The organism is Dactylosporangium sp. NPDC050588 (genome assembly GCF_040654975.1).
GTDB lineage: Bacteria > Actinomycetota > Actinomycetes > Mycobacteriales > Micromonosporaceae > Dactylosporangium > Dactylosporangium maewongense.
In genome coordinates, this window is the sequence record NZ_JBFAJA010000013.1 from 1 (window position 1) to 24,874 (window position 24,874).

Below are 24,874 nucleotides of genomic sequence, written 5' to 3' on the forward strand. Positions count from 1 at the left end.
CCCTCCTGCGGGTCAACGCCCACGGCTCCGGCGACATCCTGCGCATCGACGGCCGCGGCACGGTCCAGGACTCCTGGCTGCACGACCCGGGCGGCACCGGCTCCGCCCAGCACAACGACGTCATCCAGTCGACGAACGCCATCTACATCCGCATCCTGCACAACCGCCTGGAGAACCAGCACACCCAGACGTCGTGCATCCTGCTGAAGGCCGACATCGGCTCCATCAACGACGTCGTGGTCGACAGCAACCTCATGAACGGCGGCGGCTACTCCTTCTACTGGTACGACGCCAACTACAAGATCACCAACGGCAAGATCACGAACAACAAGTTCATGCGCCAGTCCGGCGGCGGCTTCTGGCCCAAGGGCGGCTACTACGGCACCCAGGCCTTCCAGGCGTCCCAGCTCCCCCAGTGGAGCAACAACACCTGGAACGACAACGGCCAGCAGATCGGCATGTAATTCAGGCAGGACCATCAGGCAGGGGCGCGGCGCCATCCACTGGCACCGCGCCCCTGCCTTTTCCCTGCAAGCACACCATCGCCGGCCACTGGGCCGCGGACTGGTCGCGAAGCCACCGACGGCGTGAACCACCGAACGATGGTCGTCCGGACGGCCGGGATTGTCCTTTGATCATGGTGGTGGTTTGAGGGGTTCGGGGCCGGCTGACGTTGCGTTGCTGTCCGCGTGCGGGTTCGCCGATCCGTCTGGTCGCAGGACGGGCCAGCGCGGAGGTGGGTTCCTTCCGTCCGGCTGAACATCGGGTGGCGTGGGCACCGTCCGTGCAGTGGTCGCGGTGCTGTTCCCCGGCCGCCGTCCTCACGTGGTCCAGCGCCGTAGTTGGCGCTCACAACCCATCCGCATCCCGCCGACCGCCGGCGCGACGCGCTCGTCGTCGTTGGTTCATGAGCAGGGCGGCGCGCGCCTCACCGCGGCCGAGCCGATCCGCTCGGAGTGGTCAGCTGGCGTTCTGTAAACCGTTGACCTGGACCACGACCGACTCGGCGGCGGCGACGGCCTCGGCGGCGACCAGGACCTCGATGGCGGCCAAGGGCTCGGCGGCGGCGAGGGTCTCGACGGCCGAGCGGCGGCAGCGGCGGCGTACGGGCTGAGGGGCGGCGGCGACGACAGGCATGCCGCCGGCGGCGCGGACGGCGCGCGTGACGAAGCCGACCTTCGCGGCCAGGCCCGCGCCCCGGAAGGAGCGGCGAGGCCTGGCGACGCCCGCGGCCGAGGGCTGCGGGTCCGGGTCCGCGCCGGCCGGAACCCCCGCTACCGCGAAACCGGAGGAAGCGAGCGCGAGCGCCGGGGCCGGCGTGGAGCGGCGGCGGAGGCGGCCGATGAAGCTGAGCAGCGGGGCGCCGGCGAGGAAAAGCAGAGCGGCGGCGGCCACCAGGACCAGCGGGAGCCAGGACGAGTCCGCGATCGCCTCGCCGCCGAAGTGGCCGAGGAGCGCGCCGTAGGTGGCCCAGAGGGTGGCGGCCAGAACGTCGTACGAGGCGAAACGGCGGGTCGACACGCCGTTGCGGCCGGCGTAGATGGCGGTGATCATGCGGCCGGCGGGAACGAAGCGGCACAGGAGGACGGCCAGGAAGATGTGCTTGCGCATGGCTTCGTTGAGGCGCAGGGTGATCGCCCTGGGCTTGCGCCGGGCCAGGCGGTCCGGGGTGCCGGCGTCGCGGCGGGCCAGGCGGCGGCCGAGCAGGAACGCCAGGAGGTCGCCGGAGACCGCGCCGAGGGCACCCGCGGCGACGAGCAGCAGCAGCTGGACGTGGCCGGTGGTGGACAGGATGCCGCCGCCGATCATCAGGGCCTGGGCCGGGACGACCGGGACGAACGCGTCGATGGTGAGGAGGACGAGAATCGTTGCGTACAGGACACCGGGAGCTGCCACCAGGTCCATGACCGCGTCTACCATGTCCCGCTCACCATGGTCCGCCCCCTACCCCGTCGTCAGTCGACCATTCCCCGTTGACCATGGCAACACGAATGCACCCCATTCCATGCCCAACTGGTGATGATTGTGTCCGGCGTCTCCTTAGAAACCGCTGAGAAACGCATACCCGCAGGTAGGAAGGGCGGGAAAGCTAGCCGATGGTCTCGTCCAGGTAACACCAGCGCCAGTACTCGCCGGGCTCGATCGAGCGCATGACGGGGTGATGGGTGGTGAGGAAGTGCTGCGTGGCGTGCCGGCGCGGGGAGGAGTCGCAGCACGCGACGTGCCCGCAGGTGAGGCACTGGCGCAGGTGGACCCAGTCAGTGAAGCCCATCTCGATACATTCCGGACATCCCTCGACCTCCGGGATGTCCAGCTTCTCCGCGGCTTCGATGTGCGGGCAGGTCACAGATCTCCTCGCTCCAGCAGTGACTCTTCCAGGTCCATGTCGCGCTGCGCCTGGCGCAGCGTCTCCTCGGGGATCTTGCCGGTGTCGCGGGCGCGTCGGAAGACCTCGCGTTCGGCGTTCAGCATCTCGCGCCGCAGGCGAGCGTACGCGGCCGACGGCGTTTCCCGGTCGGATCGGCCGAGACGCTCCCAGGCGAGGTTGGAGCGGCTGAGCGCGACCTGCCGCAGCCGTTCGACGACCCCGTCGGGCGCGTCGTCGGCGACCTCCTCCAGGCGGGCCTTGCCGGCCCGGCTCGCCTCGTGCTGCACCGACGCCTCGGCGAGCGCGTCCTCCTTCTCGTCGTCGCCGGGGACCTTCAGCCAGCGGGCCACGGTCGGCAGTGTCGCGCCCTGCAGCACCAGCGTCGCCACGATCACCCCGAAGGCCAGGATCACGAAGAGTCCGCGCGGATAGGCGCCGGCCTGCTGCGGTGACGGCAGCGAGAGCGCCGCGGCGAGGGTCACCGCGCCCCGCATGCCGGCCCAGGAGATGACCGCGGGCGCCGCGAACGTCGGCGACGGGTCGCGGCGGCGGACCCGTGGGATCAGCCGGGCGAGGTACACGGTCGGGAACAGCCACACGATCCGGGCGACGACCACGACCCCGACGACGGCGGCGAGGCAGCCGAGCGTGAACCAGAACGACCGCTCGACCTGCTCGATGAGCGCGCGCAACTGCAGGCCGACGAGGAGGAATACCGCCCCTTCGAGGAGGAACTTCACCATCCGCCAGAAAGCGTCCATCTGCAGCCGGGACGCGGCGGACATGAGCGTCGGCATCCTGTGCCCGAGGGCGAGACCGGTGACGACGACCGCGACGACCCCGGAGGCGTGGATGCTCTCCGCCGGCAGGAACACCACCCACGGCGTGAGCAGCGAGATCGCGTTGTCGATGAGCGGGTTCTCGACCTTCTTGTGCACGTACCCGAGGACGATGCCGCCGACGATGCCGATGCCGACACCGCCGAGCACGGCGAGCGACGCCGTCTGGGTGATCGACCAGGTGTCGACGGCCTCGCCGACCGCGGCGGCGACCGCCACCCGCAGCGTGACGAGGGCGGTCGCGTCGTTGATGAGGCTCTCGCCCTCCAGCACGGTGACGATCCGCCGCGGCAGGCCGATGCGGCGGGCGACGGCGGTGGCCGCGACCGCGTCGGGCGGCGCGACGACCGCACCGAGCGCGAAACACATGGCCAGGGGCACCTGCGGCAGGAGCGCGTGGAGCGTGAAGCCGACGGCCGCGGCGGTGAACAGGACCAGTCCGACGGCGAGCAGCAGGATCGGCCGGAGATTGAAGCGGAACGCGGGAACCGAGGTCTCCAGCGCCGCGACGTACAAGATGGGCGGCAGGATCCCGAGCAGCACCATCTCCGGGTCCAGCTCGATCTCCAGCACGCCGGGAATGAAGGAGATCCCGATCCCGACCAGCACCAGCAGGATGGGTGACAACACACCGATCCGCCGGGCCACCACGGAGGTGGCGACGACGACGGCGATCAGTCCGACGATGTTCTCGAGCCCGTGCACGCGGGAAGCCTATCCACCGGTAGGACGCAACGGACGTGTGGTGACGGCGGCCACTCCGGCTGAGACACTGCACCCGCACATGCACGAAGTCGTCAGGTAGGGAAGGATCGTCCCCATGTGTGCCGCGCGACAACTACCGCACCCGCCGGGAGGGTGTGCGCATGCCTGACGTCGGCACGACGGCCGACCTGCGCAACCGGCGCCTCGGCCTGCACACGGGCGAACGCATCCGGGTGCTGCTCGTCGAGGACGATCCCGGCGACGCGTTCCTGGTCCAGGAGCTGCTCGCCGAGGCCGACGCGCCGTTCGACGTCAGGGTCGCGCAGACGATGCGGGAGGCCCGGCCGCTGCTGCGCGAGGCGCACTGCGTGCTGCTCGACCTCGGGCTGCCCGACGCGAGCGGCCTGGACGGGCTGCGGCAGGTGCTGCACGACGCCGGCCGGGTCGCGGTGTGCGTGCTCACCGGCCTGGAGGACGAGCACCTGGGCACCGCGGCGGTCGCCGAAGGCGCACAGGACTATCTCGTCAAGGGCGCCGTCGACGGTACCGGTCTGTCGCGGGCCGTCCGCTACGCCGTCGAACGCAAGCGGGCCGACGAGCAGGCCCGGCTGCTGCGCGAATCGGAGCTGCGGCAGGCGGAGTCGGCCCGGCTCGAGCGCGGCCTGCTGCCCAAACCGATCATGGCGGGTGTACAGGCGGACCTGTGGTCCATCTACCGGCCCGGCCGCGACCGGGGCCTGCTCGGTGGCGACTTCTTCGACGCGATCGGCGTCGACGGCACCCACCTGCACCTGCTCATCGGCGACGTCTGCGGGCACGGCGTCGACGAGGCGCCGCTCGGGGTGGCGCTGCGCGTCGCCTGGCGGGCGCTGGTCCTCGCCGGCGTCCCGGAGGACCACATCCTGGACTCGCTGGAGCAGGTGCTGGTGAGCGAGCGGCGCACCGACGAGCTGTTCGCCACGGTCGCGGTCGCCACCGTCAACCTCGCCGAGGGCACCGCCCGCATCCGGCTCGCCGGCCACCCGCCCCCGATCCTGATCGCCGGCGACCGGGTCGAGCCGTGTGCCGTTCGGCCAGGGCTCGTGCTGGGCGTGATGCCCGGCGTCCCCCGCCCGGCCACCGAGGTGCGCCTGGGCGAACCCGGCTGGCAGCTCCTGCTGTACACCGACGGCCTCATCGAAGGCAGCGCCGGCCCGGACGCGTCCGGCGGCGAACGCCTCGGCATCGAGGGGATCGTCGACGTGCTGAAGGACCCCGGCCGCGCGCTCCCCCGCGACCTGCCGGCCTGGCTCGCGGCGCAGGCCGAGGGCCACAACGGCGGGCCGCTGTCCGACGACATCGCCGTCCTGCTGCTGGACCCGAGGAGTTCGCGTTGAACCCGACCAGATGGTCGCTCTGGCGCCGGATCATCGCGCTCTGCGCAGTCGTGGCGGGCCTGCTCGGGCTCATTGCCGTCAGCGCCACCGTCACCGCGGCCGCCAACCGGGCGGACACCACGAAGGTGATGGACCGGCTCACGCCCGCGCTCATCAACACCGAGCAGCTGAACTCGCAGCTGCTGCGCCAGCAGACGAGCGCCCGCACGTTCCTGCTGACCGGCAGGGAGAGCGACCTCGACACGTACAAGGCCGCACAGCAGTCCGAGACGGAGATCCTCGCCGATACCGAGCGACTCCTCTCCGACGAGCCCGACCTGCTCAGCACCGTCCACGACGTGGCGGCGGCGACCTCACGGTTCCGACGCGAAATCACCGAACCGCTGATCGCGCAGACCCGCACGGACGGCCCCAGCGCCGAACGCGCGACGCCGACCGCCGCCTCACGGGCCGTCTACACCGCGGCCTCCAGCCAGATCGACGCGTTGCGCAGCGGACTGAACACCCGGCGCAACACCGTCAGCGCCGAGGTCCGGTCCACCGGCAACGTGCTGATCGTGCTGCTCGCCTTCGCCGGGATCGTGATCATCTTCGCGGGCGTCGCGCTGGCGCTGCTCCTGCGTCGACTGGTGACGCGGCCCGTGACCGAGCTCGCCGCCGAGGTGCGCATCGTCGCGGGCGGCAACTACGACCACGCGATCACCGGCGGCGGCCCCCCGGAGCTGGCCGCGCTCGCCGCCGACGTCGACACGATGCGCCGGCGGATCAACACCGAGCTGCAGGACGTCGTCGAGGCGCGCCGGCTGGTCGAGGAGGCCAACCGGATGCTCGAGCAGCAGGCCGCCGAGCTGACCCGGTCCAACCGCGACCTCGAGCAGTTCGCCTACGTCGCCTCCCACGACCTGCAGGAGCCCCTCCGGAAGGTCGCCTCCTTCTGTCAGCTGTTGCAGCGTCGGTACGCGAGACAGCTGGACGAACGGGCGGACCAGTACATCGCCTTCGCCGTCGACGGCGCCCAGCGCATGCAACGGCTGATCAACGACCTGCTCGCCTTCTCCCGCATCGGCCGGCTCACCAGCGGCTTCTCCGACATCGACCTCAACAAGGTCGTCGTCGACTCCGCCGAGCAGTTCGAGTCGCTGCGCGAGTCGACCAGCGCGGAGATCACCTTCGTCGACCTGCCCGTCGTACGAGGGGAGGAACCGCTGCTCGGAGCCCTCTTCAGCAACCTCATCGGCAACGCGCTGAAGTTCCGCCACCCCGACCGCACCCCGCACATCCTCATCGACTGCCAGCAGGTCGGCGAGGAGTACGAGTTCAGCGTCGAGGACAACGGCATCGGCATCGAGCCCGAGTTCGCCGACAAGGTCTTCGTCATCTTCCAGCGCCTGCACGCGAAGGACGCCTACCCCGGGACCGGCATCGGCCTGGCGATCGCGAAGAAGATCGTCGAATACCACGGCGGCAGGATCTGGATCGACCCGTCGCAGACCGAAGGTACGCTGTTCCGGTTCACGCTGCCTGTACCTGTATCTGATCCTGATCCCGCCCCTGCGCTTTCGTCTGCGTCATCGTCTTCGACTGCGTCATCGTCTTCGCTTGAGGAGTCCGTTCAATGACCGCACCCAGGGAGTCGTCCCTGCCGATCGAGGTGCTCCTGGTTGAGGACGACCCGGGCGACGTGCTGATGACGCAGGAGGCGTTCGAGGAGCACAAGGTCCGCAACAAGCTCAACGTCGTCCAGGACGGCGAGGAGGCCCTGGCCTACCTGCGCCGCGAAGGCCCGCACGCGGACGCCCCCCGGCCCGACCTCATCCTGCTGGACCTCAACCTGCCCCGCGTCGACGGCCGCCAGGTCCTGCAGGCCATCAAGGAGGACCCGGACCTGCGCCGCATCCCCGTCGTCGTCCTGACCACCTCCCAGGCCGACGAGGACATCCTGCGCAGCTACTCCCTGCACGCGAACGCCTACGTGACGAAGCCGGTCGACTTCGACAGCTTCATCGCCGTCGTCCGCCAGATCGACGAGTTCTTCGTCAGCGTCGTGAAGCTGCCCCCGCGCGGCTGACCTTCCCCGCCTGCTGACAGATCCGGCCGCGGCCCGCTGACCCCGCAGCACCGCGGCCTTGTCATCTTGACGTTCGGGCGCGGTGGTTTGGGCGTGCCGTTCCGTCAGCGTCGCGGCCCGGATTCGACGCCGGCTTCAACTCGGGTCACAGCCTGCCCGCTCCCGGAGCGTCGCATCCTGCCCGCGTCGTGTCCCGAACCGACCCGCCGCGGCCCGGCCTGACCCGTCCCGGCCCGACCTGACCGTCCCGAACCGACCCATCCCGGCCCGGCCTGATCCGTCGCGGCCCCGCCTGACCCGTCGCGGCCCGACCTGACCCGTCCCGAACCGACCTGACCGTCCCGAACCGACCCATCCCGGCCCGGCCTGATCCGTCGCGGCCCCGCCTGACCCGTCCCGGCCCGACCTGACCCGTCCCGGCCCGACCTGACCCGTCCCGAACCGACCTGACCGTCCCGAACCGACCCATCCCGGCCCGGCCTGATCCGTCGCGGCCCCGCCTGACCCGTCCCGGCCCGACCTGACCCGTCCCGGCCCGACCTGACCCGTCCCGAACCGACCTGACCCGTCCCGGCCCGTCGCGCCCCGTCGCGGCCCGATCCGTCCCACTCCGGCGCGGCCTGCCCCTTCGTGGCCTGGCGGTTCGTCCTCGCTGGGCGGGCGGGCTGGTGTTCCGGCCCGGCTCAGTGGCCGGGCCGGAACGCTCCGGGTTTGCGTCAGGCGGTGTCGGCGACCTTGGCCACCTTCGCCAGCAGCAGGGCCTCGGCGACGCAGACCCGCTCGAACTCGCCCAGGTGCAGGCTCTCGTTGGGCCCGTGTGCCCTGGTGCTCGGGTCCTCGACGCCTGTGACCAGGATCGCCGCCTTGGGGAACATCTCCTGGAACGTCGCGATGAACGGGATCGACCCGCCCACGCCCATGTCGACCGGGCTCACGCCGTCCCACGCCTCGGTGAACGCCTGGCGGGCAGCCTCGTACACCGGGCCGGTCGCGTCGATCACGCACGGCTCACCGAGCTGCTCGAGCGTCACCGTGACCTTCGCGCCCCAGGGAACGTGCCGCTCCAGGTGGGCGACCATCGTGTCGTACACCCGCTGCGCCGAGTCACCGGGGGCGATCCGCACGCTGAACTTGGCCTTCGCGACCGGGATCAACGCGTTGGGTGCGCCTTCGGTGGCCGGCGCGTCGATGCCGAGGATCGAGATCGACGGCCGCGTCCACAGGCGCTCGACCAGCCGCCCGCTGCCGATGAACTGAACCCCGTCGATCATGCCGGCCTCCTCGCGGAACCGGTCCTCGGGGTAGTCCAGCGGCGCCGACTGCGTGCTGACCAGGCCTTCCACCGCGACGTCACCCGCGTCGTCGTGCAGCGTCGAGATCAACCGGGACAGGGTGATCAACGCGTCGGGCACGGCACCGCCGAACATGCCGCTGTGCACGGCCTGCTCGAGGACCCGCACCTCGAAGAACCCGTTGACGATGCCCCGCAGCCCGGTCGTCAACGCCGGCTGCCCGACGTCCCAGTTGCCCGAGTCCGCGATCACGATGACGTCCGAGGCGATCTCGTCGCGGTGCTCGCGCAGCAGCTCCTCCAGCGACTCGGAGCCGAACTCCTCCTCGCCCTCGATGAACAGCACCACGCCGACCGGCAGGTCGTCTCCGAACGCGCGCAGCGCCGCGATGTGCGCCATGACGCCGGCCTTGTCGTCGGCGGTGCCGCGCCCGTACAGGCGGCCGTCGCGCTCCTCGGGCTCGAACGGGTCGCTCAGCCACTGCGAGCGGTCGCCGACCGGTTGGACGTCGTGGTGCGCGTACAGCAGCACCGTCGGCGCTCCGGGCGGCGCGGGCCTGCGACCCAGCACCGCCGGCTGCCCACCCTTCCGGACCAGCCGCACATCCGGAATCCCGGCGCCGCGCAGCAGCTCCGCCACCGCTTCGGCGGAACGCTCGACGTGGCTGTGGTCAAACCCCGTGAACGCGATGCCTGGGATGCGCACGAGCCGCTCCAGATCGGCGCGGACCCCGGGCATCTCCCGCCGGATCGCGGCGCGGAGCTCTTCTTCGGTGAGCACTGTCATACCCGGAACTTACTTCGCCGACTGGTCGTCTGTGCCGTTGGACCCGTTTCCGCGCATCCAGCCGCGCATCTTGCCCGCGCCGGCGCCGACCCAGTCGCCGACCTCCGACGCCCCGTCGCCGAGCTTGCGCAGCAGCGACACCAGCGGATCCTGCGACCGTGAGAACGCCTCCCGGTACGACGCGGCCGCCGCCTTGATCTCCTCGCTGACCGACGCGTCCCCGTCGTCGGCGCGACGCGGATACTCGCCGCCGAGGATGCGCTGGTACTCCCCGCGGTCGATCCACGCCCGGACCTCGGCGGCCCGCGCCACCGGCATCGGGTGCGACCGCGCCGTCACCATCCGGATCTTGATCAGGCTGTCCCGCAGGTCACCGGCCCGCTCGAACTCAGCGGCCTGCTCCAGGAACGCGGTCGTGTCGACCTCGGACAGGTCACCGCCGCCGGCCAGCTTCATCGACAGCCGCAGCGACGCCGCCGGGTCCTGGCAGGCGAGCAGCCCGGCCCGGTCCGCGGACAGCTCGGCCTTGCGCCACCACTCCATGAGCGCGGCCACGATCGCCCGCAGCACCATCGACCCGACCGGCAGCCACGCGAGCCGCACCGCCCAGTCCGTCAGGATCAGCACCATCGTGCGGTACACCGCGTGCCCGCTCACCAGGTGCCCCAGCTCGTGCCCGAGCAGGCAGCGCAGCTCCTCGTCGTCGAGCAGCTCCAGACAGCCCCGGTTGATCACGATGAACGGCTTCGACATGCCGATGCACATGCCGTTGATCGAGCGGTCGCTGTGCACGTACAGCTCGGGCAGGTCCGCGACGTCGAGCGACGCGGCGGCCTCCGCCATCAGCCGGTGCACCCGCGGGAACTGCCGGTGGTCGACGCGGATCGCGTTGCCGAGGAACTCCAGCCGCCACGCCCGCTCATTCCACAGGGCGTGCAGCGACTTCAGCGCGTCGTCGAACCCGCGCAACTCCCGCAGCGCCACCAGGGCACCTCTGTCCGCCGGGTGCTCCCACGCCCGGGAACTGATCCCGGTCAGCACCACCCGCCGGCGTTGCACGTCGTTCGTGGTCATTCGCTCCGCCTCCCCGTCGCATCCGGATCGTGTCCGGCCGCCTCCCGGATCGTCCCGCACCTGCGCAACACCCGTCTACCCGCCCGCGAGGATGAAGTACTCATTCTGCGGGTCGTGCTCCTCGCCCGGCGCCCCGTCGACGTGCACGTCGACCGTCCGCGGCGCCGCGCCCTCACCGAAGAACCGGTCCTCTTCGGCCATCCACCGCTCCCACTGCGGCCGTAACGCCTCGCCGTCGCGGATCAGCCCCCGCTCCAGCCGCAGCGCCCGCGGCGCGTGGACACACACGGCGAACGTCAGGTCCTGCACCCCCGCGCTGCCGACCCCCTCGACGACCAGCACGTCCGGCCGCCGCAACGGCTCCCATTCGTCGCGCAGCCGCTCCCGCACCCAGTCATACCGCCGGTACCGCGCGTCCTCACCCGCCTTGAACGGCGCGAACACCCACCGCTCCAGCCTCGGCCGCCACGCCTCCAGCTCCGCCCACCCGTCCAGGAAGTCGTCGGTGTGCAACTCGGCGACGTCCACACCGGCGTGCCGCAACGCCCGCGCCAGCCGTCCCGCGAACGTGGTCTTCCCCGACCCCGCCCGCCCGTCGACCGCCACCAGCCGCACATCACCCAGGCGCGCCTCCCGGCCGAGAACCTCCTTTGCCAGCGCGCCGTACGTCCCGATGCCCCCGCCCGCGGCGCTCATGACGCCTCCCGACCCACCGTGACGCTCCCGCCGCCCGCACCGCCCGGCGACCCCGGAAGGTCGCCGGCTACCACCGGCGCCGCCACACGCTCGTCGTGAGGCGCACTCAGGACGGTTTCCGCCCCGTCGCCCGGCGATCCCGGAACGCTGCCGGACACCACCGCCCCAGACTCCGCACGAGGCGCACTCGGAGCAGGTCCCGCCGCACCACCTGGTGACCCCGAGACGTCGCCGGCCGCCACCGGCGATGGCGCCGATGTGGGCTCGACGCCAGGCGCGCTCGGGGCGGATGCTCTCAGCGCTGGGACGACGGTCGGCAGGCCGCTGGGTGCGCCGCCCTCGATCAGCCGCCACAGCGCCGTCGTGTCGAGGTGCTCCTCGACCAGGTCGCCCAGCACGTCGACGGTCCGCTCCCGCAGCGCCGCGAACGACGTGTCCGGCGCGACCTGGAACCCGTGCCGGCCGGCCAGGCGCGCGGCCTCGGTCAGGAACGCCCGCCGGAACTCGTCGGTCTCGAACGCCCCGTGCCAGTGCGTGCCGAACACGTTGCCGGACACGGCGCCCTCACCCGTGCCGTCGGCCAGGCGGATCAACGGCGTAAGGCCTTCCGCCGCCCGGCTCACCACGCCGTGGTGGATCTCGTACCCCCGCACCGGCTGCGACCCGAGCCCGGTGCCGGTCACGCGTCCGAGGGTCTTGCGGTCCGCGAACGTGACCTCCACCGGCAGCAGCCCCAGCCCCGGCACCGCGCCGCGGCGGCTCTCCACGTCGTCGAAGATCCGCTCGGACAGCATCTGGAACCCGCCGCAGATCCCGAGCACCGGCCGGCCGGACGCCGCGTGGGCCAGCACCGCGTCCGCCAGCCCCCGCTCCCGCAGCCACTGCAGGTCGTCCACAGTGGACTTGGTGCCCGGCAGCACGACCAGGTCCACGTCGGCGAGGTCGGCGGGCTCGACCGTGAGCCGCACCTGCACGCCCGGCTCCGCGGCGAACGCCTCGGCGTCGGTGGCGTTGGACACCCTCGGCAGGCGGACCACGGCGACCCGCAGCCACTGTCCGCCACGCGGCGCCGCGGGCCGGCCGAGGACCCGCCCGTCGTACGCCAGCGAGTCCTCGCCGTCGAGCCACAGCTCCGTGGACCAGGGCACCACCCCGAGCGTCGGCCGGCCGGTCAGCTCCGTGAGCGAGTCGACGCCCGGCTGGAGCAGCCCCGAGTCCCCGCGGAACTTGTTGATCACGAAGCCCGAGATCAGCGCCTGGTCCTCGGCGTCGAGGAGAGCGAGCGTGCCGTACAGCGCGGCGAACACCCCTCCCCTGTCGATGTCGCCGACCACGATGACGGGCAGGTCCGCCGCCCGGGCGAGGCCCATGTTGGCCAGGTCGCCGGCCCTCAGGTTGATCTCGGCGGGACTGCCGGCGCCCTCGCAGATCACCACCTCGTGCTTGGCCCGCAGCTCGCGCAGCGTCTCCAGCACAGTGCCACGCAGCCGGTCCTTGATCTCGTGGTAGTTGCGGGCGCCGATATACCCCGTCGCCTGCCCGAGCACGACGACCTGGCTCTGCCGGTCGGAGCCCGGCTTGAGCAGCACCGGGTTGAACCTGACGCTGGGCTCCAACCCGCACGCATACGCCTGCAGCGCCTGCGCCCGGCCGATCTCACCCCCGTCCACCGCGATCGCCGAGTTGTTCGACATGTTCTGCGCCTTGAACGGAGCGACGTCCACGCCCCGCCTGCGCAACCAGCGGCAGATCCCCGCGGTGAGCATGCTCTTGCCCGCGTCGGACGTCGTGCCGGCAACCAGCAGCCCGCTCACGCCATCACCTCCGCTCCGAGCCGCCGCCGCGGGCCAGGCACTGCACCCAAGGCTCGCAGCCCTCCACTCCGCCCCGGACCACTCACGCCGTCACCTCCGCCACGCTCCGACCCCACCGTGCACCAAACGCTGCACTCACCCCTCGCAGCCCTCCACTTCGCCCCGAGCCACCCACGCCAGCAGCTCCCGTCACGCTCCGCCGCCACCGTGCACCAAGCGCTGCGTTCACCGCTCGCAGCCCTCCGCTACGTCCGGAGCCGCTCTCGCCAGCGTCTCCCGCCACGCTCCGCCGCCACCGTGCACCAAACGCTGCACTCACCGCTCACTGCCCTCCACTCCGCCCCGAGCCACTCTCGCCAGCGTCTCCCGCCACGCTCCGGCCCCACCGTGCACCAAGCACTGCACTCACCGCTCGCAGCCCTCCATTCCGCCCCGAGCCGCTCACGCCGGCGTATCCCGCCACGCTCCGACGCCACCGCGGGCCGAGCACGGCAGCTTCCGCTCCCGACCGCTCACGCCGCGCCCTCGCCCCGCAGCCCGACACCGGTCGGCTTGGCGCGGCGGCGAGCGGCGCCTGCCCGGAGCGCGCACGCGAGGCCTAAGGCGGCCGCGCCGACGACGACGGACAAGGTCGCGGCCCGGCGGACGTCGCGCGGAGCGGGTGGCCCGCCGTCGCCGAGGTGCGGCCTGTGCTCGACCCGGGACCCGTACACATTGCGGCCGCCCAGCCGAATCCCCAGCGCGCCCGCGGCGGCGGCCTCGCACTGCCCCGAATTCGGGCTCGGATGCCGACCTCCGTCGCGCAGCCACACCCGCAGCGCCTCGCCGGGCCGCCCTCCGACGGCCGGCGCGGCGGCGACCGTCAGCGCCGCCGTCACCCTCGACGGCACCAGGTTGGCGAGGTCGTCGAGGCGCGCCGAGGCGGTGCCGAACCTCGCATACCGAGCCGAGCGGTGACCGACCATCGCATCCAGCGTGTTGACCGCCCGATACCCGACGATGCCCGGCAGCCCCGCGACCGTGCCCCAGAACAGCGGGGCGACGACGGCGTCCGACGTGTTCTCAGCGACGGACTCCACCGTCGCCCGGGCCAGCTCTGGCGCACCGAGCGCGGACGGATCCCTCCCGCAGAGATTCGGCAGCTGCGCCCGCGCGGAATCCAGGTCGCCGCCCTCGAGCCGGTCGGCCATCACCCGCCCCTCCCGCGCGAGGCTCGTGCCGCCCAGCGCGGCCCAGGTCGCACCGGCCACAACCAGGGTGCGGGCGATCGGCCTTCGCCTGGTCAACCAGGCCGTCGCCGCGGCCACCAGTACAGGCGCACCCACGGCGACCAGAGCGAATCGCGCTCCCGCGGCCCGGTCGTCGGCATAGGTGCGCCGCTCGACCGCCCCTGCGAACCGCCCGAACCCCGCGACAGGGTGCCACCTGCGCGGATCGCCGAACACAGCGTCCAGCACACCGCCCAGCAACATCCCGATCGCGTCGGCGTGGAGTCTTCGAATCGCCATGCTCGGGACACTACCGACCCCCACCGACAATTTTTCATGGCGGCCCGTCGGGGGCGTTAGCAAGCAAATAGTGCGAATACAAGAGCTTGTCTCACATCCGTCAGCGTCCTACCTTGCATGCGTGCAGCCCTTGCTCCTCCCCGTTCTCGCGCCGCTTCGCGACATCCGTCGCGAAGATGTGTATGCGCCCGTGGTCGACGAGTTCATGGGTGGCCTCGGGGTCGGTTACAGCTTCGGTCCGCCGTTCGGGCAACGCCTCGTCACCTGGGCCGACCTGCAGCGCATGGAGATGCCCCGCCGGATGCTGCGCCGCCAGGCCGCGCACAACCTCGACCAACGGCTCGGCGCCGCTCAGGTCCACGGCCAGCCGCCCGCGCTGATGCTCCAGTTCGACGGGGTCGCCTCGACGTTGCTGCTCGCCGAGCCGTTCTGGGCAGGCCTGGAGCGTGCCGTGCCCGGTGAGCTCGTGGTCGGCGTGCCGGCGCGCGACGTCGTGATCGTGACCGGCTCCCAGTCCCCGCCCGGCCTCGCGAAGGTCCGGCGCGCGATCGACAGGGTCTTCTTCGCCGGTGACCCGCACCTGCTGTCGCGCAAGTTGCTGGTGCGGCGCCGCGGGGTCTGGGAAGTGTTCACCTCGAACCTCGCCCATGCGGCCTTCTGAGGTGTACGACCAGCGCTTAGCAGATCATCAGCGCTGACGCGAGCCTGTCCACAAGCGGTCGGTTATCCACAGATCCGGCGTCGGCCGCGAGCGGGGCAGGACCGATCTGACCGATGCTCCTCCCGAGTCCTTAACACGGGAGGGAGACGGACATGAACGAGACGACGATGACCATCGTCGGCAACGTGCTCAACGAGCCTGACTGCCGTCGGCTGGAAGAGAGCAAGGCGCTGGTCGCGTCCTTCAAGGTCGCCGCCACGTCACGGCGCTACGACCGCAGCGAGGGGCAGTGGGTCGACGGCAACCAGCTCCGGCTGCGCGTCACCTGCTGGCGCAACCTCGCGGAGAACGTGATCCGCAGCGTCCACGTCGGCGACCCGGTGATCATCACCGGCAAGCTGTCGAGCCGTAACTGGGAGACCGAGGACCACGCCAAGCGGGTGGCGTACGAGTTGGAGGCCACCTCCATCGGCCACGACCTGGCCCGTGGCCGGGCGAAGTTCGCCCGGGTCAAGGCCAACACGGCGACCAGCTCGATCGACGACGAGTTGTCGGACGCCCACATCGCGGGCCAGCCGAGCACACCGGTGGTGGCGATCAACGCGCTGCCTCGGCAGCGCGACTACGACGCCGAGCTCGGCGGCTTCGTCACGACCATGGTGGAGCCGGCGGACGCCGACCGGGACCCGTTCGCTGAGGACGTCCTGACCGAGCTCGACAACGCGATCAACGCCGCGTTCGACGGCACGGCATTCGCCGCGATGGAGGGCTTCACCGCGCCCGACGACGCGGCGGAGCTCACGACCGACGCCGACACCGCGGAGGTCCCGGCGGTCTCCGACTCGGAGGACGAGGGGTCCCCCACCGGCGACGACGAGAGCCCGACGGACGCGCCCGAGGAGTCGAGCGGCGGCCGGCGCCGGCGCAACCGGGGCAAGGTGCCGGTTCCCGCCTGACGGGTCGGTGGGTCGCGGCACCGAGGCATCCGGCGTCACGACCCACCGCCGGCACCGTCGTGAACAGCCACGCGGACCGGTCAGGAGCGCGCTGCGTAGGCGGACGCGGCAAGCGACCTGGCCGGTGCGCACCGGCATGGGACGACGCGGTCAGGGACTGGTCGGTGGGGACCGCCGTGCGGGTCGACCCGGCGAGCGACTGGCAGGTACGCGCTGCCGTGCGCCGACGCAGCAAGGGGCTGGCTGGTGGGACCGTCGCCCGGGTAAGCGACCGGCTGGTGGGGACCGTCGCCCCGGGCAAGCGACCGGCTGGTGGGGACCGTCGCCCCGGGTAAGCGACCGGCTGGTGAGACCCGCGGGTGGGCAGACCTGACACGGGACTGGTCGCGCGCAGCGCCCTGACCAGCCTGAACACGATGCTGAGCGCGAAAAGCAAGACCAGGCACGGCTCGGGCGAGACCAGGCCAAGCACGGGCAAGACCGATCTGGGCACGGTGAAGGGAGTGCCCTGAGCACCGCGCGGGGCCGGCCCGGGCACGGTGGGCGCGGTGTGTTGGTGCGCGCGAATGCGTTGGCTGGAGTGGTTGCGGGTAATGAGGCTGTGGGGTGGACCGTTCGGGAGGGGTCCGAACGACCCGAAGCGTGACTCTGTCGCCACCCGTAGCGAAACGAGTGGCGCGACAAGGGAACCCGCTTGTGCCAGGAGGCGAGGAATGTTGTCCTGAGAACGTCGATTTGGCTCCCCACAAGCGAATCCTCCGCCGTAGGCGGTAGCCTGTCCGACGACATGCGCTCGTAGCTCAGCGGATAGAGCAGGGGACTTCTAATCCCAAGGTCGTAGGTTCGATCCCTACCGGGCGCACCACTTTCAGCGCTGCTCAGGCGCCTGTTCGGTCGCTGTACGCCGAAGAGGCGCCTGCGGGGCGTGCCCTTCCGGGTGGCGGGGAGATGGGTGCCGGCTAAGGGGTTGGGGGGCGGTCGACGACGGCGGCGCCGTTGTCCAGCATCCGCTGCTTCACCTCGCGGTAGAGGTCGTCGTCCTCGATGATCACTGTGCCGCGGGCCTTTACGTCGAAGATTGCGTGGCCGCTGGGCACGCGCAGCACAGGACATAGCGGGCGTCGTGTGACTCCCAGAGGGGCCGGTACTCGTCGATCGTCATGGGGTGAAGTTTCGCTCCTTGGCCCGCGCGGTACGGGGGCGGCGCCCAGGGTGTCGGGTGGGTGACGTCTGCACGGAATGCGATGTGGGATGCGCGGGAGGCAACACCGGCGGGGTGCGGGTGGGGCACGGTTCGGGGTATGGGACTCAGGACCAGGTTCACGGAGGCGTTCGGGCTCACGACGCCGATCGCGCAGGCGGGGATGGCGTTCGTGGGAATGACGCCGGAGTTGCCGGTGGCGGTCAGCAACGCGGGGGCGCTCGGGTCGCTCGGGGTGGGGTTGATGCCGGCGGCCGCGTTGGCGCAGACGGTGGCGGCGATACAGGCGAAGACGGATCGGCCGTTCAACGTCAACTTCATCACGGTGTTCACGGAGCAGGCGCAGATCGACGCGGTGTGTGAGGCCGGGGTGGCGGTGGTGTCGTTTCACTGGGGGCATCCGCCGCGGAGGTGGATCGAGCAGCTGCACGGGGCGGGGGTGCGGGTGTTCGAGCAGCTCAGCTCGGTTGACGCTGCGAAGCGGGCGGTTGACGACGGGGTGGATGTGGTCGTCGCGCAGGGGCAGGAGGCGGGCGGGCACAACGCGGCGACGTTGCCGGTGTTCGCGCTGGTGCCGCTGGTCGTGGACGCGGTGGCGCCGGCGTTGGTGCTGGCGTCGGGTGGGATCGCGGACGGGCGGGGCGTGGCGGCGGCGCTGATGCTGGGGGCGGACGGGGCGTGGGTCGGCACGCGGTTCGTGGCCAGCGGGGAGTCGGGGGCGCACGACGGGTACAAGAGCCGGTTGCTGAGCTCGGATGCCACGGAGACGGTGAGCACGTCGATGTTCGGGCCGGACATGCCGGACTTCAACCCGATGCGGGTGCTGCGGAACCGGGTCGTGCGCGAGTGGCTGGACGCGCCGCCGGCGGAGGCGGACGACACGCCGCTGCCGGTGATCGGGGAGACGGTGCTGGGTGGGGATACGGTGACGATGCACCGGTTCTCCAACCTGGTGCCGATGCGCGGGCTGACCACCGGTGATCTGGAGGAGATGCCGCTGCTCGCCGGGCAGGGCGTCGGGCTGGTCACCGAGCTGCGGCCGGCGGCGGAGATCATCGCGGCGATGACGGCCGACGCGGTGGCGATGCTCGGGCGGTACGGAGGCCGCCGCGAAGGCTGACACGAGGGCCGCCACGAAGGCCGCCACGAAGGCCGCCACGAAGGCCGCCACGAAGGCGGACACGAAGGCGGACACGGGGGTTAGCCGCAGCACGAAGACGGTGGTCAGGGGGCGTGTGAGGCGGGGCGCGGCGGCGGACAGTGAAGGGCATGATTCTTCTGGACTCCCGCCGGCCACCCGTCGCGGTGCGCGCCGCGACCGGGTTGTGGATCGGCGCCGTCGCGCTCGGCGCGGTGGAGACGGTGATCGTCGTGGGGGCCGGCCAGGCCGGCGAGAATCCCCTGTTCGGGGTGCTGTTCCGGTGCGTGGTGTACGCGGCGGCGGTGCTGACCGCGCTGCGGATGCGGGCGGGGCGGCGATGGGCCCGGATCGCCCTCGCCGTCGTGCTGGGCATCGTCGGCACGTTGTCGCTGGTCATCGAGCCGATCTCGTGGCTGGCCGACGGTAACTCGCTGAGCGCGGCGACCGCCGACGCGGACCTGACCTGGTGGGCGATCACGGCGGCCAGGACGTTGCACGTGGCCGCGGTCTGGGCGGCCGTGCCGCTGATGTTCACCGGGTCGGCGAACCAATACTTCAGAAAGCATCGGTGACGCTGTCGGAAGGGCGTCGCAACCATGTCGGCGGTGGTGGGAGCGGGCGTTGCATGGCTGCTGGGAGCGGCATAGGAGACGTGCAGTGGACAACCGCAGCTACTGGACGACATCGGCACTCGCACCCGCCGAGCAGTTCACGCATTGGCGGGAGCTGATCTGCGAGGCGTTTCTGGCACTGACGCCGGAGTCGGATCTGAGGGACGGGTTCGCCGGGTCGGTGACGCAGTGGCGGCTGGGCGAGCACAGCCTGGCGCGGATCGAGTCGCAGCGGCAGGTGGTGTACCGGACGGAAGCCGCCGTCGCCAGCGACCCGATCGGCGGCTACTACGCGAATCTGCAGGTCAGCGGCACGAGTCTGATGGCGCAGCACGGGCGGGTGGCCACGCTCCGCCCGGGCGACCTGGCCGTGGTCGACGCCGACGAGCCGTTCCGGTTCGAGTTCGGCGGCGATTTCCGGCAGCTGTCGCTGTTCGTACCGGCGAAGACACTGCGAGCCAACGGACCGGTGCGGACGGCGAAGGCGATCGACACCGTCACCGGGGTCGGGGCGGCGGTGCGGCACTCGATGGAGACCCTCGCCAGGGGGCCGATGCGGGAGTCGGCGGCGAACCGGCTGGCCGCGCACGCGGCGGGCATGCTGTCGATCGCGCTCGAACCGTCGATCCTGGCACCGGTGCGGTCGCCCAAGACGTACCGGACGTGCATCGACGACATCGAAGGGCATCTGACCGACGAGGACCTGTCCCCGGCGGCGACCGCGCGGCGCCTCGGCATCTCCGTCAGGACGGTGCACGCACTCTTTTCGGGAGCGGGAGCGGGAGCGGCAGGAGCGGGGCAGGGGGAGTCCTACGCGGCCACGGTGCGGCGGCTGCGGCTGGAGCGCGCGGCGCGGCACCTGGCCGACCCCGCGATGCGGCACCTGCGGGTCATCGACGTCGCCACGGAGGCGGGCTTCGGAAACGTGGCCAGCTTCCATCGGGCGTTCCGCAAACAGTTCGGCCGGACGCCAAAAGAAGCCCGTGAGTGAATGCAAGAACGCGGCCAGCCATACATCGAATGCAGGCCGCGGCTAGCTGAAGGACACCGGGCGTTCATCGACTCTGATAAAAGTGTGCGGCATGAAGAGGCTCAGCCGCCGCACGTTCGTCCTCAGTGGACTGGCCACCGCCGGGGCCGTCGCACTGCCGTTGACCAGCGCTCAGGCCGCCGTCCCGTTCCCGTTCAAGCTCGGCGTCGCCTCGGGCGAACCGGCCTCAGACAGCGTCGTGCTGTGGACCCGGCTCGCCCCGTCGCCGCTGAACGCCGACGGCCAGGGCGGCATGGCCAACGCCGACGTCACCGTCGACTGGCAGGTGTCCACGACCGACACGTTCAGCTCGCTCGTCGCGTCCGGGTCGGTCACCGCACGTTACGCGGACGCGCACTCCGTGCACGTGGTCGCGGGCGGGCTCGCGCCCGACGCCGAGTACTACTACCGCTTCCGCGCGCAGGGCCACCTGTCCCCCGTGGGCCGGACCCGCACCGCGCCCGCGCCCGGCACCGTGGGCCGCAACCTGGTGATGGCGTTCGCGTCGTGCTCGCACTACGAGTCGGGCTACTTCACGGCCTACCGCCGCATGGCCGAGGACCGCCCGGACCTGATCCTGCACCTGGGCGACTACATCTACGAGGGCGGCACGGGCTCCAGCGGCGTCCGCCAGCACGCCGGCGCCGAGATCGTCTCGCTCGCCGACTACCGCCGCCGCTACGCGCAGTACAAGTCGGACCCGGACCTGCAGGCGGCGCACGCGATCGCGCCGTGGCTGGTCGTGCCCGACGACCACGAGGTCGAGAACAACTACGCCAACATGGTGCGCAACGACAGCAGCCCGGTGCTGACGGCGGCGCAGTGGACCGCCCGGCGCACCGCCGCCTACCGCGCGTACTACGAGAACATGCCGCTGCGGCCGAGCCAGGCGCCGACGGGCAACAGCATCCCCCTGTACCGCCGGGTCGGCTGGGGCACGCTCGCCACGTTCCACATGCTCGACACCCGGCAGTTCCGCGACGACCAGGCCTGCGGCGACGGCTGGAAGGTGTGCGCCGCCGCGGACACCGCGTCGCGGTCGCTGACGGGCGCGGCGCAGGAGGCGTGGCTGCTCGACGGCCTCGCCCAGCACTACGGCACCTGGGACATCCTCGGCCAGCAGGTGTTCTTCGCCCGGCAGTACGACGCCGGCGGCGCCGCCAACATGGACGCCTGGGACGGCTACCGCGCGTCCCGGTCCCGCATCCAGCAGGGCTGGATCGACCGGTCGGTGCGCAACCCGCTCGTGCTCACCGGCGACGTACACGCGGCGTGGGGCAACGACCTGAAGGCCGACTACGCCAGCAGCTCATCCGCGACCATCGGCACCGAGCTGGTCTGCACGTCGATCACATCCGGTGGCAACGGCTCGACCACCACCACGATCCCCAACGCCGGCACGAACCCGCACCTGAAGTTCTACTCCAACCTGCGCGGTTACGTCCGGACCACGATCAGCCCCGCGCAGGTGCGGGCCGACTTCCGCGCGGTCAGCTCGGTCACCGAGCACGGCGCGGCCGCCACCACCCTCAAGTCGTTCGCGATCCTCGACGGCCAGCCCGGCCTTCGGGCCCTGTAGGAGAAACCTTTCAATGGCAGCCATCACCTCGGTCGCGCTCGCCGCGACCCTCGCCGCCACGTCGATGACGTGGACGACGGCCAACAGCGTCGCCACCGGCGACCAGGACACGCCGGCCATCGCCGCCAACCGCAACGGCCAGGTCGCCGTGGTCTGGGAGGACGACCGGGACAGCACCGCGCCCGAGAACAACTCGCACTCCGACGTCTGGCTGCGGCTGTTCACCGACGGCGTCGCGAAGTATGAGCTCAAGCTGTCGGCGGGCGGCACTTCCGGCACGAACTGGAAGCACATCAGCCCCGACGTCGGGCTCGACGACAAGGGCAACGCCGTCGTGGTCTGGGCCGAGGACCCGGACGGCAACGGCGCGTTCAACATCGTCTACCGGGTCGTCTCCCCCACCGGCACGGTCACCGCGTCCGGCCGGGCCAACGCGGACGCCGCCGGCGACCAGATCCTGCCGAAGGTGGCCGTCGACCCGGACGGCGCGCCGAGCACCGCGGCGGTCGCGTTCAGCGTCGTGTGGGAGGACGTGCAGGGCACCACGTACAGGGTCAAGGCCGCCGGGTACACGGGCCCGACGACGAAGGCCTACGAGGTCTTCGCGTCGCAGACCACCGGCGCGCACCACCAGCCCGACGTCGCGGTCTCGGCGTCAGGTGACGCCCTGGTCGTCTGGGACGAGGACGCCGACGCCAACGGGTTCTACAACATCGGTCTCGTACGCCTGGCGAAGGCCAACGGCGCGGTCAACCTCTCCCGCCGTACCGCCAACAGCCTCGGCGACGGCCAGCAGCGGCGGGCGGCGATCGCGGCGTCGTTCTCGGGTGCCTTCGCGGTCGCGTACGAGTCGGACCACACCGGCACCGCCGGCGTGTGGACCCGCTCGTTCCTCGCCGACGGCACGCCGCGGCACGTGGAGGTCCTGTCGGCGAACGGTGGCGCCGCCCCCTCGATCGGCATCGACGACCAGGCGAACACCGTCGCCGGCTGGACCGTGGGCGGGCTCGACGTGTGGGTCCGCGGGTTCAACCCCGACGGCACCGGCACGGGCCGTCTCGCTTCGCAGGTCCTCAGCCAGACGGCGACGGGTCGGCAGGAGCAGCAGGTCGTCGCGGTGTCGCCGTGGGGCGAGGTCAGCGTCGCGTACACCGACGACAACGACGGCAACACGTTTGACCAGGTCATCCTCGGTACGGGAGGCAGCAACTCCGACTGGTGACGCCTCCGGCCTGATGTGCGCGCTATTGTTGAACCGTCAACGAACAGGAGCGCGCATGATCACGATCGAGGTCTGGTCCGACATCGTCTGCCCGTGGTGCTACATCGGCAAACGACGCCTCGAAACCGCCCTGTCGACGTTCGACGGGGCGGTTTCGGTGCAGTGGCGCAGCTTCCAGCTGGACCCGTCGACGCCGGTGGGCGACCCGCGGCCGGTCGGCGAGTCGCTGGGCGCGAAGCTGGGGCTGCCCCAGGCTCAGATCGACGGCATGTTCGAGCACGTCACGCAGCTCGCGGCGGCCGAGGGTCTGGCGTACGACTTCGCCCGGGCCCGCACCGCCAACACCTTCGACGCGCACCGGCTGCTGCACTTCGCCAAGGCCCACGGCCTGCAGGCGGAGCTGAAGGAACGGCTCCTGCACGCGTACTTCACCGAGGGCGCCGACGTCGGCGACCAGGTGGTGCTCGCTGGGCTCGCCGCCACGGTCGGGCTGGACGAGGTGGCGGCCAAGCAGGCCCTCGCTGACGGCTCGTTCGAGGCCGACGTCCGTCAGGACTTCGCGCAGGCCCGCGCGTACGGCATCAGCGGCGTGCCGTTCTTCGTCTTCGACCAGCGGATCGGCGTGTCCGGCGCGCAGCCCGTCGAGGTGTTCGAGAAGGCGCTGCGGTCCTGATCGCTTCACGTGCACTTGCGGGTGCGAATGGTAGAGGCAACAGGCGCACAGTCAAGTGGCAGGTTTGTGATGCACGTGCACCGCGGACGTGAATGACTGCGTTCAGGCCGACACAAACCGCGTCACCGGTTCTACGCTGCTTGCATGAGCGCTGACGTGCTGCACGCCTACCGTATGCAGGTCGCCCGCGGTGTTCGCCGGTTGTCCACCGACGATACCGAGCAGGTGGCGACGCTGCTGGAGCAGTTGGGCTATCCCCAGGAGGGGACCGACACCGCCGGCCGCCTGCGCTCCTGGGTCGACCACCCCGACGGGGGCGCGTTCGTCTGGGACGAGCGGGGCCGCCTGCTGGGCGTCATCGCTGCGCACATCATCCCGTCGTTCGAGAAGGACGGGTCGTGGCTGCGGATCGTCGCGCTCGCCGTCGCCGACTCGGCGCGCGGGCGCGGGATCGGCACCAGCCTGGTCGCGGCGGCGGAGACGTTCGGCCTCATGCGCGGCTGCCACAGCGTCGAGGTGACCAGCCTGCGGACCCGCGAGGGCGCGCACGCGTTCTACAAGGCGCTCGGGTACTCGGACCGCTCCGACGCGGCGGGGCGCTTCCTGCGGCAACTCCCCTGATGTCCTTTTCGCCCTCTTTGTGATTTTGTGCAGGGCGGGCGAGATTCGCTTCCGCTGCCGCGCCGTTGTCCACAGCGTCGCCGCCTTCCGTGGGCGCGGCTTTGTCGGGCGCTTGCTCCGGGTCAGGCGTTGAGCTTGGCGGCCAGGGTCTTGGCCACCTCGACCAGGCCCGTGTCCGCGGCGGCGGGGAGCTCGCCGCCGCCGAGGTTGGCGACGGACAGCACCACGATCAGGTTGCTGACCCGCATCGTGATGATCTGCGGCTGGCCGATGGCGCGGACCCGCTGGCGGACCGCCTGGTCGCCGACGCCGTCGAGGGGCTCGCTCTCGGTGCCGCTGGTCACTTCGAGGTAGCGGGAGGCAAGCTCCGGGCCGCCGACCGTGCCCTTCTTGGGCACGACCGTGAAGCCGACGTTGAGCTGCGTCTGCCCGTCCCCCGCCGTGCAGTTGGCGCCGTCGGCCTCGACCTTCGCCGCCGGTACCACCGCCGCCACCGCTGAAGCGTCGAGCACCGCGCAATCAGGTGCGGCGCTGAAACGCCCCGCTTCGGTGAAGACACCGAGCGTGTATGCCACGCCGAGGCCCGTCGCAGCGAACGCGGCGACCACCGCGAGGACGATCAGGGCGATTCGCCAGAAGCGCTGCATCGCGTC

At 71.4% G+C, this 24,874-nt stretch carries 22 protein-coding genes, 1 tRNA gene and 1 pseudogene; 14 read left to right on the forward strand and 10 right to left on the reverse strand.

Features of this window, described 5'->3' with window-relative positions; translation table 11 throughout:
- A partial coding sequence (locus tag AB0I21_RS10820; RefSeq protein ID WP_360560133.1) for a hypothetical protein occupies positions 1-464 on the forward strand: 464 nt, incomplete at its 5' end.
- A 496-nt stretch (positions 465-960) separates the two neighbouring features.
- On the opposite strand, the gene AB0I21_RS10825 is transcribed toward AB0I21_RS10820, so the two are convergent.
- From AB0I21_RS10825 to AB0I21_RS10835, 3 genes are all read right to left on the reverse strand, one after another.
- A complete protein-coding gene (locus AB0I21_RS10825; RefSeq protein ID WP_360560135.1) occupies positions 961-1,920 on the reverse strand; it encodes a VTT domain-containing protein in 960 nt (319 codons plus the stop codon).
- 169 nt (positions 1,921-2,089) lie between these two features.
- Entirely contained in the window at positions 2,090-2,272 is a 183-nt protein-coding gene (locus AB0I21_RS10830) for a UBP-type zinc finger domain-containing protein (protein ID WP_344513766.1), read from the reverse strand.
- 71 nt (positions 2,273-2,343) lie between these two features.
- Entirely contained in the window at positions 2,344-3,912 is a 1,569-nt protein-coding gene (locus tag AB0I21_RS10835) for a Na+/H+ antiporter (RefSeq protein ID WP_360560137.1), read from the reverse strand.
- A gap of 161 nt (positions 3,913-4,073) precedes the next feature.
- Between AB0I21_RS10835 and AB0I21_RS10840 the strand changes: the two genes are divergently transcribed.
- The 3 genes from AB0I21_RS10840 to AB0I21_RS10850 are packed head-to-tail and all read left to right on the forward strand — an operon-like array spanning position 4,074 to position 7,356.
- Entirely contained in the window at positions 4,074-5,288 is a 1,215-nt protein-coding gene (locus tag AB0I21_RS10840; RefSeq protein WP_360560139.1) for a fused response regulator/phosphatase, read from the forward strand.
- Positions 5,285-6,907 (forward strand): ATP-binding protein, encoded by a 1,623-nt coding sequence (locus AB0I21_RS10845; RefSeq protein WP_360560140.1) that lies wholly within the window; start codon positions 5,285-5,287, stop codon positions 6,905-6,907. The genes AB0I21_RS10840 and AB0I21_RS10845 overlap by 4 nt, the downstream gene beginning before the upstream one ends.
- Positions 6,904-7,356 (forward strand): response regulator, encoded by a 453-nt coding sequence (locus tag AB0I21_RS10850; protein ID WP_203847877.1) that lies wholly within the window; start codon positions 6,904-6,906, stop codon positions 7,354-7,356. The genes AB0I21_RS10845 and AB0I21_RS10850 overlap by 4 nt, the downstream gene beginning before the upstream one ends.
- 716 nt (positions 7,357-8,072) lie before the next feature.
- Here AB0I21_RS10850 and AB0I21_RS10855 read toward each other — a convergent pair.
- The 5 genes and pseudogenes from AB0I21_RS10855 to AB0I21_RS10875 all read right to left on the reverse strand — a co-directional run bounded on the left by AB0I21_RS10855 (position 8,073) and on the right by AB0I21_RS10875 (position 14,526).
- Positions 8,073-9,434, reverse strand: coding sequence for a dipeptidase (locus AB0I21_RS10855; RefSeq protein ID WP_360560142.1), 1,362 nt, complete (start codon positions 9,432-9,434; stop codon positions 8,073-8,075).
- Between the two features lie 9 nt (positions 9,435-9,443).
- On the reverse strand, positions 9,444-10,508 hold the full coding sequence (locus AB0I21_RS10860) for a M48 family metallopeptidase (RefSeq protein WP_344513754.1): 1,065 nt from the start codon (positions 10,506-10,508) through the stop codon (positions 9,444-9,446).
- Positions 10,509-10,583: 75 nt separating this feature from the next.
- Complete coding sequence (locus AB0I21_RS10865; RefSeq protein WP_360560144.1) at positions 10,584-11,204, reverse strand: hypothetical protein; 621 nt, start codon at positions 11,202-11,204, stop codon at positions 10,584-10,586.
- A 302-nt stretch (positions 11,205-11,506) separates the two neighbouring features.
- Positions 11,507-13,018 (reverse strand): annotated as a pseudogene (locus AB0I21_RS10870) (cobyric acid synthase); the annotation flags it as partial.
- 512 nt (positions 13,019-13,530) lie between these two features.
- The gene (locus AB0I21_RS10875) at positions 13,531-14,526 is read right to left on the reverse strand and encodes a cobalamin biosynthesis protein (protein WP_360560146.1); all 996 of its coding nucleotides are present in this window, start codon (positions 14,524-14,526) and stop codon (positions 13,531-13,533) included.
- 121 nt (positions 14,527-14,647) lie between these two features.
- Here AB0I21_RS10875 and AB0I21_RS10880 point away from each other — a divergent pair, with 121 nt between their 5' ends.
- The 3 genes from AB0I21_RS10880 (at position 14,648) to AB0I21_RS10890 (ending at position 17,008) form a co-directional block, all read left to right on the forward strand.
- A complete protein-coding gene (locus AB0I21_RS10880) occupies positions 14,648-15,187 on the forward strand; it encodes a hypothetical protein (protein ID WP_360560148.1) in 540 nt (179 codons plus the stop codon).
- Positions 15,188-15,339: 152 nt separating this feature from the next.
- Positions 15,340-16,143, forward strand: a complete 804-nt coding sequence (gene ssb, locus AB0I21_RS10885) for a single-stranded DNA-binding protein (RefSeq protein WP_360560150.1) — start codon at positions 15,340-15,342, stop codon at positions 16,141-16,143.
- 789 nt (positions 16,144-16,932) lie between these two features.
- A tRNA-Arg gene (locus tag AB0I21_RS10890) sits at positions 16,933-17,008 on the forward strand.
- Between the two features lie 94 nt (positions 17,009-17,102).
- On the opposite strand, the gene AB0I21_RS10895 is transcribed toward AB0I21_RS10890, so the two are convergent.
- Complete coding sequence (locus tag AB0I21_RS10895; protein WP_360560152.1) at positions 17,103-17,240, reverse strand: hypothetical protein; 138 nt, start codon at positions 17,238-17,240, stop codon at positions 17,103-17,105.
- 204 nt (positions 17,241-17,444) lie between these two features.
- On the opposite strand from AB0I21_RS10895, the gene AB0I21_RS10900 reads away from it, so the two are divergent.
- The 7 genes from AB0I21_RS10900 (at position 17,445) to AB0I21_RS10930 (ending at position 24,221) form a co-directional block, all read left to right on the forward strand.
- A complete protein-coding gene (locus AB0I21_RS10900) occupies positions 17,445-18,464 on the forward strand; it encodes a nitronate monooxygenase family protein (RefSeq protein WP_360560154.1) in 1,020 nt (339 codons plus the stop codon).
- Positions 18,465-18,613: 149 nt separating this feature from the next.
- Positions 18,614-19,057: a hypothetical protein gene (locus AB0I21_RS10905; protein WP_360560156.1), complete on the forward strand. Its 444-nt coding sequence runs from the start codon at positions 18,614-18,616 to the stop codon at positions 19,055-19,057.
- A gap of 85 nt (positions 19,058-19,142) precedes the next feature.
- A complete protein-coding gene (locus AB0I21_RS10910; RefSeq protein ID WP_360560158.1) occupies positions 19,143-20,087 on the forward strand; it encodes a helix-turn-helix domain-containing protein in 945 nt (314 codons plus the stop codon).
- 91 nt (positions 20,088-20,178) lie between these two features.
- Positions 20,179-21,705, forward strand: a complete 1,527-nt coding sequence (locus AB0I21_RS10915; RefSeq protein ID WP_360560159.1) for an alkaline phosphatase D family protein — start codon at positions 20,179-20,181, stop codon at positions 21,703-21,705.
- A 13-nt stretch (positions 21,706-21,718) separates the two neighbouring features.
- Positions 21,719-22,927: a hypothetical protein gene (locus tag AB0I21_RS10920; RefSeq protein ID WP_360560161.1), complete on the forward strand. Its 1,209-nt coding sequence runs from the start codon at positions 21,719-21,721 to the stop codon at positions 22,925-22,927.
- A gap of 55 nt (positions 22,928-22,982) precedes the next feature.
- A complete protein-coding gene (locus AB0I21_RS10925) occupies positions 22,983-23,600 on the forward strand; it encodes a DsbA family oxidoreductase (RefSeq protein WP_344513732.1) in 618 nt (205 codons plus the stop codon).
- A gap of 144 nt (positions 23,601-23,744) precedes the next feature.
- A complete protein-coding gene (locus AB0I21_RS10930; RefSeq protein WP_344513730.1) occupies positions 23,745-24,221 on the forward strand; it encodes a GNAT family N-acetyltransferase in 477 nt (158 codons plus the stop codon).
- A gap of 122 nt (positions 24,222-24,343) precedes the next feature.
- Here the strand turns inward: AB0I21_RS10930 and AB0I21_RS10935 are convergent, their stop codons facing one another.
- On the reverse strand, positions 24,344-24,868 hold the full coding sequence (locus AB0I21_RS10935; RefSeq protein ID WP_344513728.1) for a hypothetical protein: 525 nt from the start codon (positions 24,866-24,868) through the stop codon (positions 24,344-24,346).
- Between the last annotated feature and the right edge of the window lie 6 nt (positions 24,869-24,874).

Coding starts and splice junctions, on each gene's coding strand:
- AB0I21_RS10825 (WP_360560135.1), bottom strand. CDS start 1,920: ATGGTAGACGCGGTCATGGACCTGGTGGCAGCTCCCGGTGTCCTGTAC.
- AB0I21_RS10830 (WP_344513766.1), bottom strand. CDS start 2,272: ATGGGCTTCACTGACTGGGTCCACCTGCGCCAGTGCCTCACCTGCGGG.
- AB0I21_RS10840 (WP_360560139.1), top strand. CDS start 4,074: ATGCCTGACGTCGGCACGACGGCCGACCTGCGCAACCGGCGCCTCGGC.
- AB0I21_RS10850 (WP_203847877.1), top strand. CDS start 6,904: ATGACCGCACCCAGGGAGTCGTCCCTGCCGATCGAGGTGCTCCTGGTT.
- AB0I21_RS10855 (WP_360560142.1), bottom strand. CDS start 9,434: ATGACAGTGCTCACCGAAGAAGAGCTCCGCGCCGCGATCCGGCGGGAG.
- AB0I21_RS10860 (WP_344513754.1), bottom strand. CDS start 10,508: ATGACCACGAACGACGTGCAACGCCGGCGGGTGGTGCTGACCGGGATC.
- AB0I21_RS10865 (WP_360560144.1), bottom strand. CDS start 11,204: ATGAGCGCCGCGGGCGGGGGCATCGGGACGTACGGCGCGCTGGCAAAG.
- AB0I21_RS10875 (WP_360560146.1), bottom strand. CDS start 14,526: ATGGCGATTCGAAGACTCCACGCCGACGCGATCGGGATGTTGCTGGGC.
- ssb (WP_360560150.1), top strand. CDS start 15,340: ATGAACGAGACGACGATGACCATCGTCGGCAACGTGCTCAACGAGCCT.
- AB0I21_RS10900 (WP_360560154.1), top strand. CDS start 17,445: ATGGGACTCAGGACCAGGTTCACGGAGGCGTTCGGGCTCACGACGCCG.
- AB0I21_RS10905 (WP_360560156.1), top strand. CDS start 18,614: ATGATTCTTCTGGACTCCCGCCGGCCACCCGTCGCGGTGCGCGCCGCG.
- AB0I21_RS10915 (WP_360560159.1), top strand. CDS start 20,179: ATGAAGAGGCTCAGCCGCCGCACGTTCGTCCTCAGTGGACTGGCCACC.
- AB0I21_RS10920 (WP_360560161.1), top strand. CDS start 21,719: ATGGCAGCCATCACCTCGGTCGCGCTCGCCGCGACCCTCGCCGCCACG.
- AB0I21_RS10925 (WP_344513732.1), top strand. CDS start 22,983: ATGATCACGATCGAGGTCTGGTCCGACATCGTCTGCCCGTGGTGCTAC.
- AB0I21_RS10930 (WP_344513730.1), top strand. CDS start 23,745: ATGAGCGCTGACGTGCTGCACGCCTACCGTATGCAGGTCGCCCGCGGT.
- AB0I21_RS10935 (WP_344513728.1), bottom strand. CDS start 24,868: ATGCAGCGCTTCTGGCGAATCGCCCTGATCGTCCTCGCGGTGGTCGCC.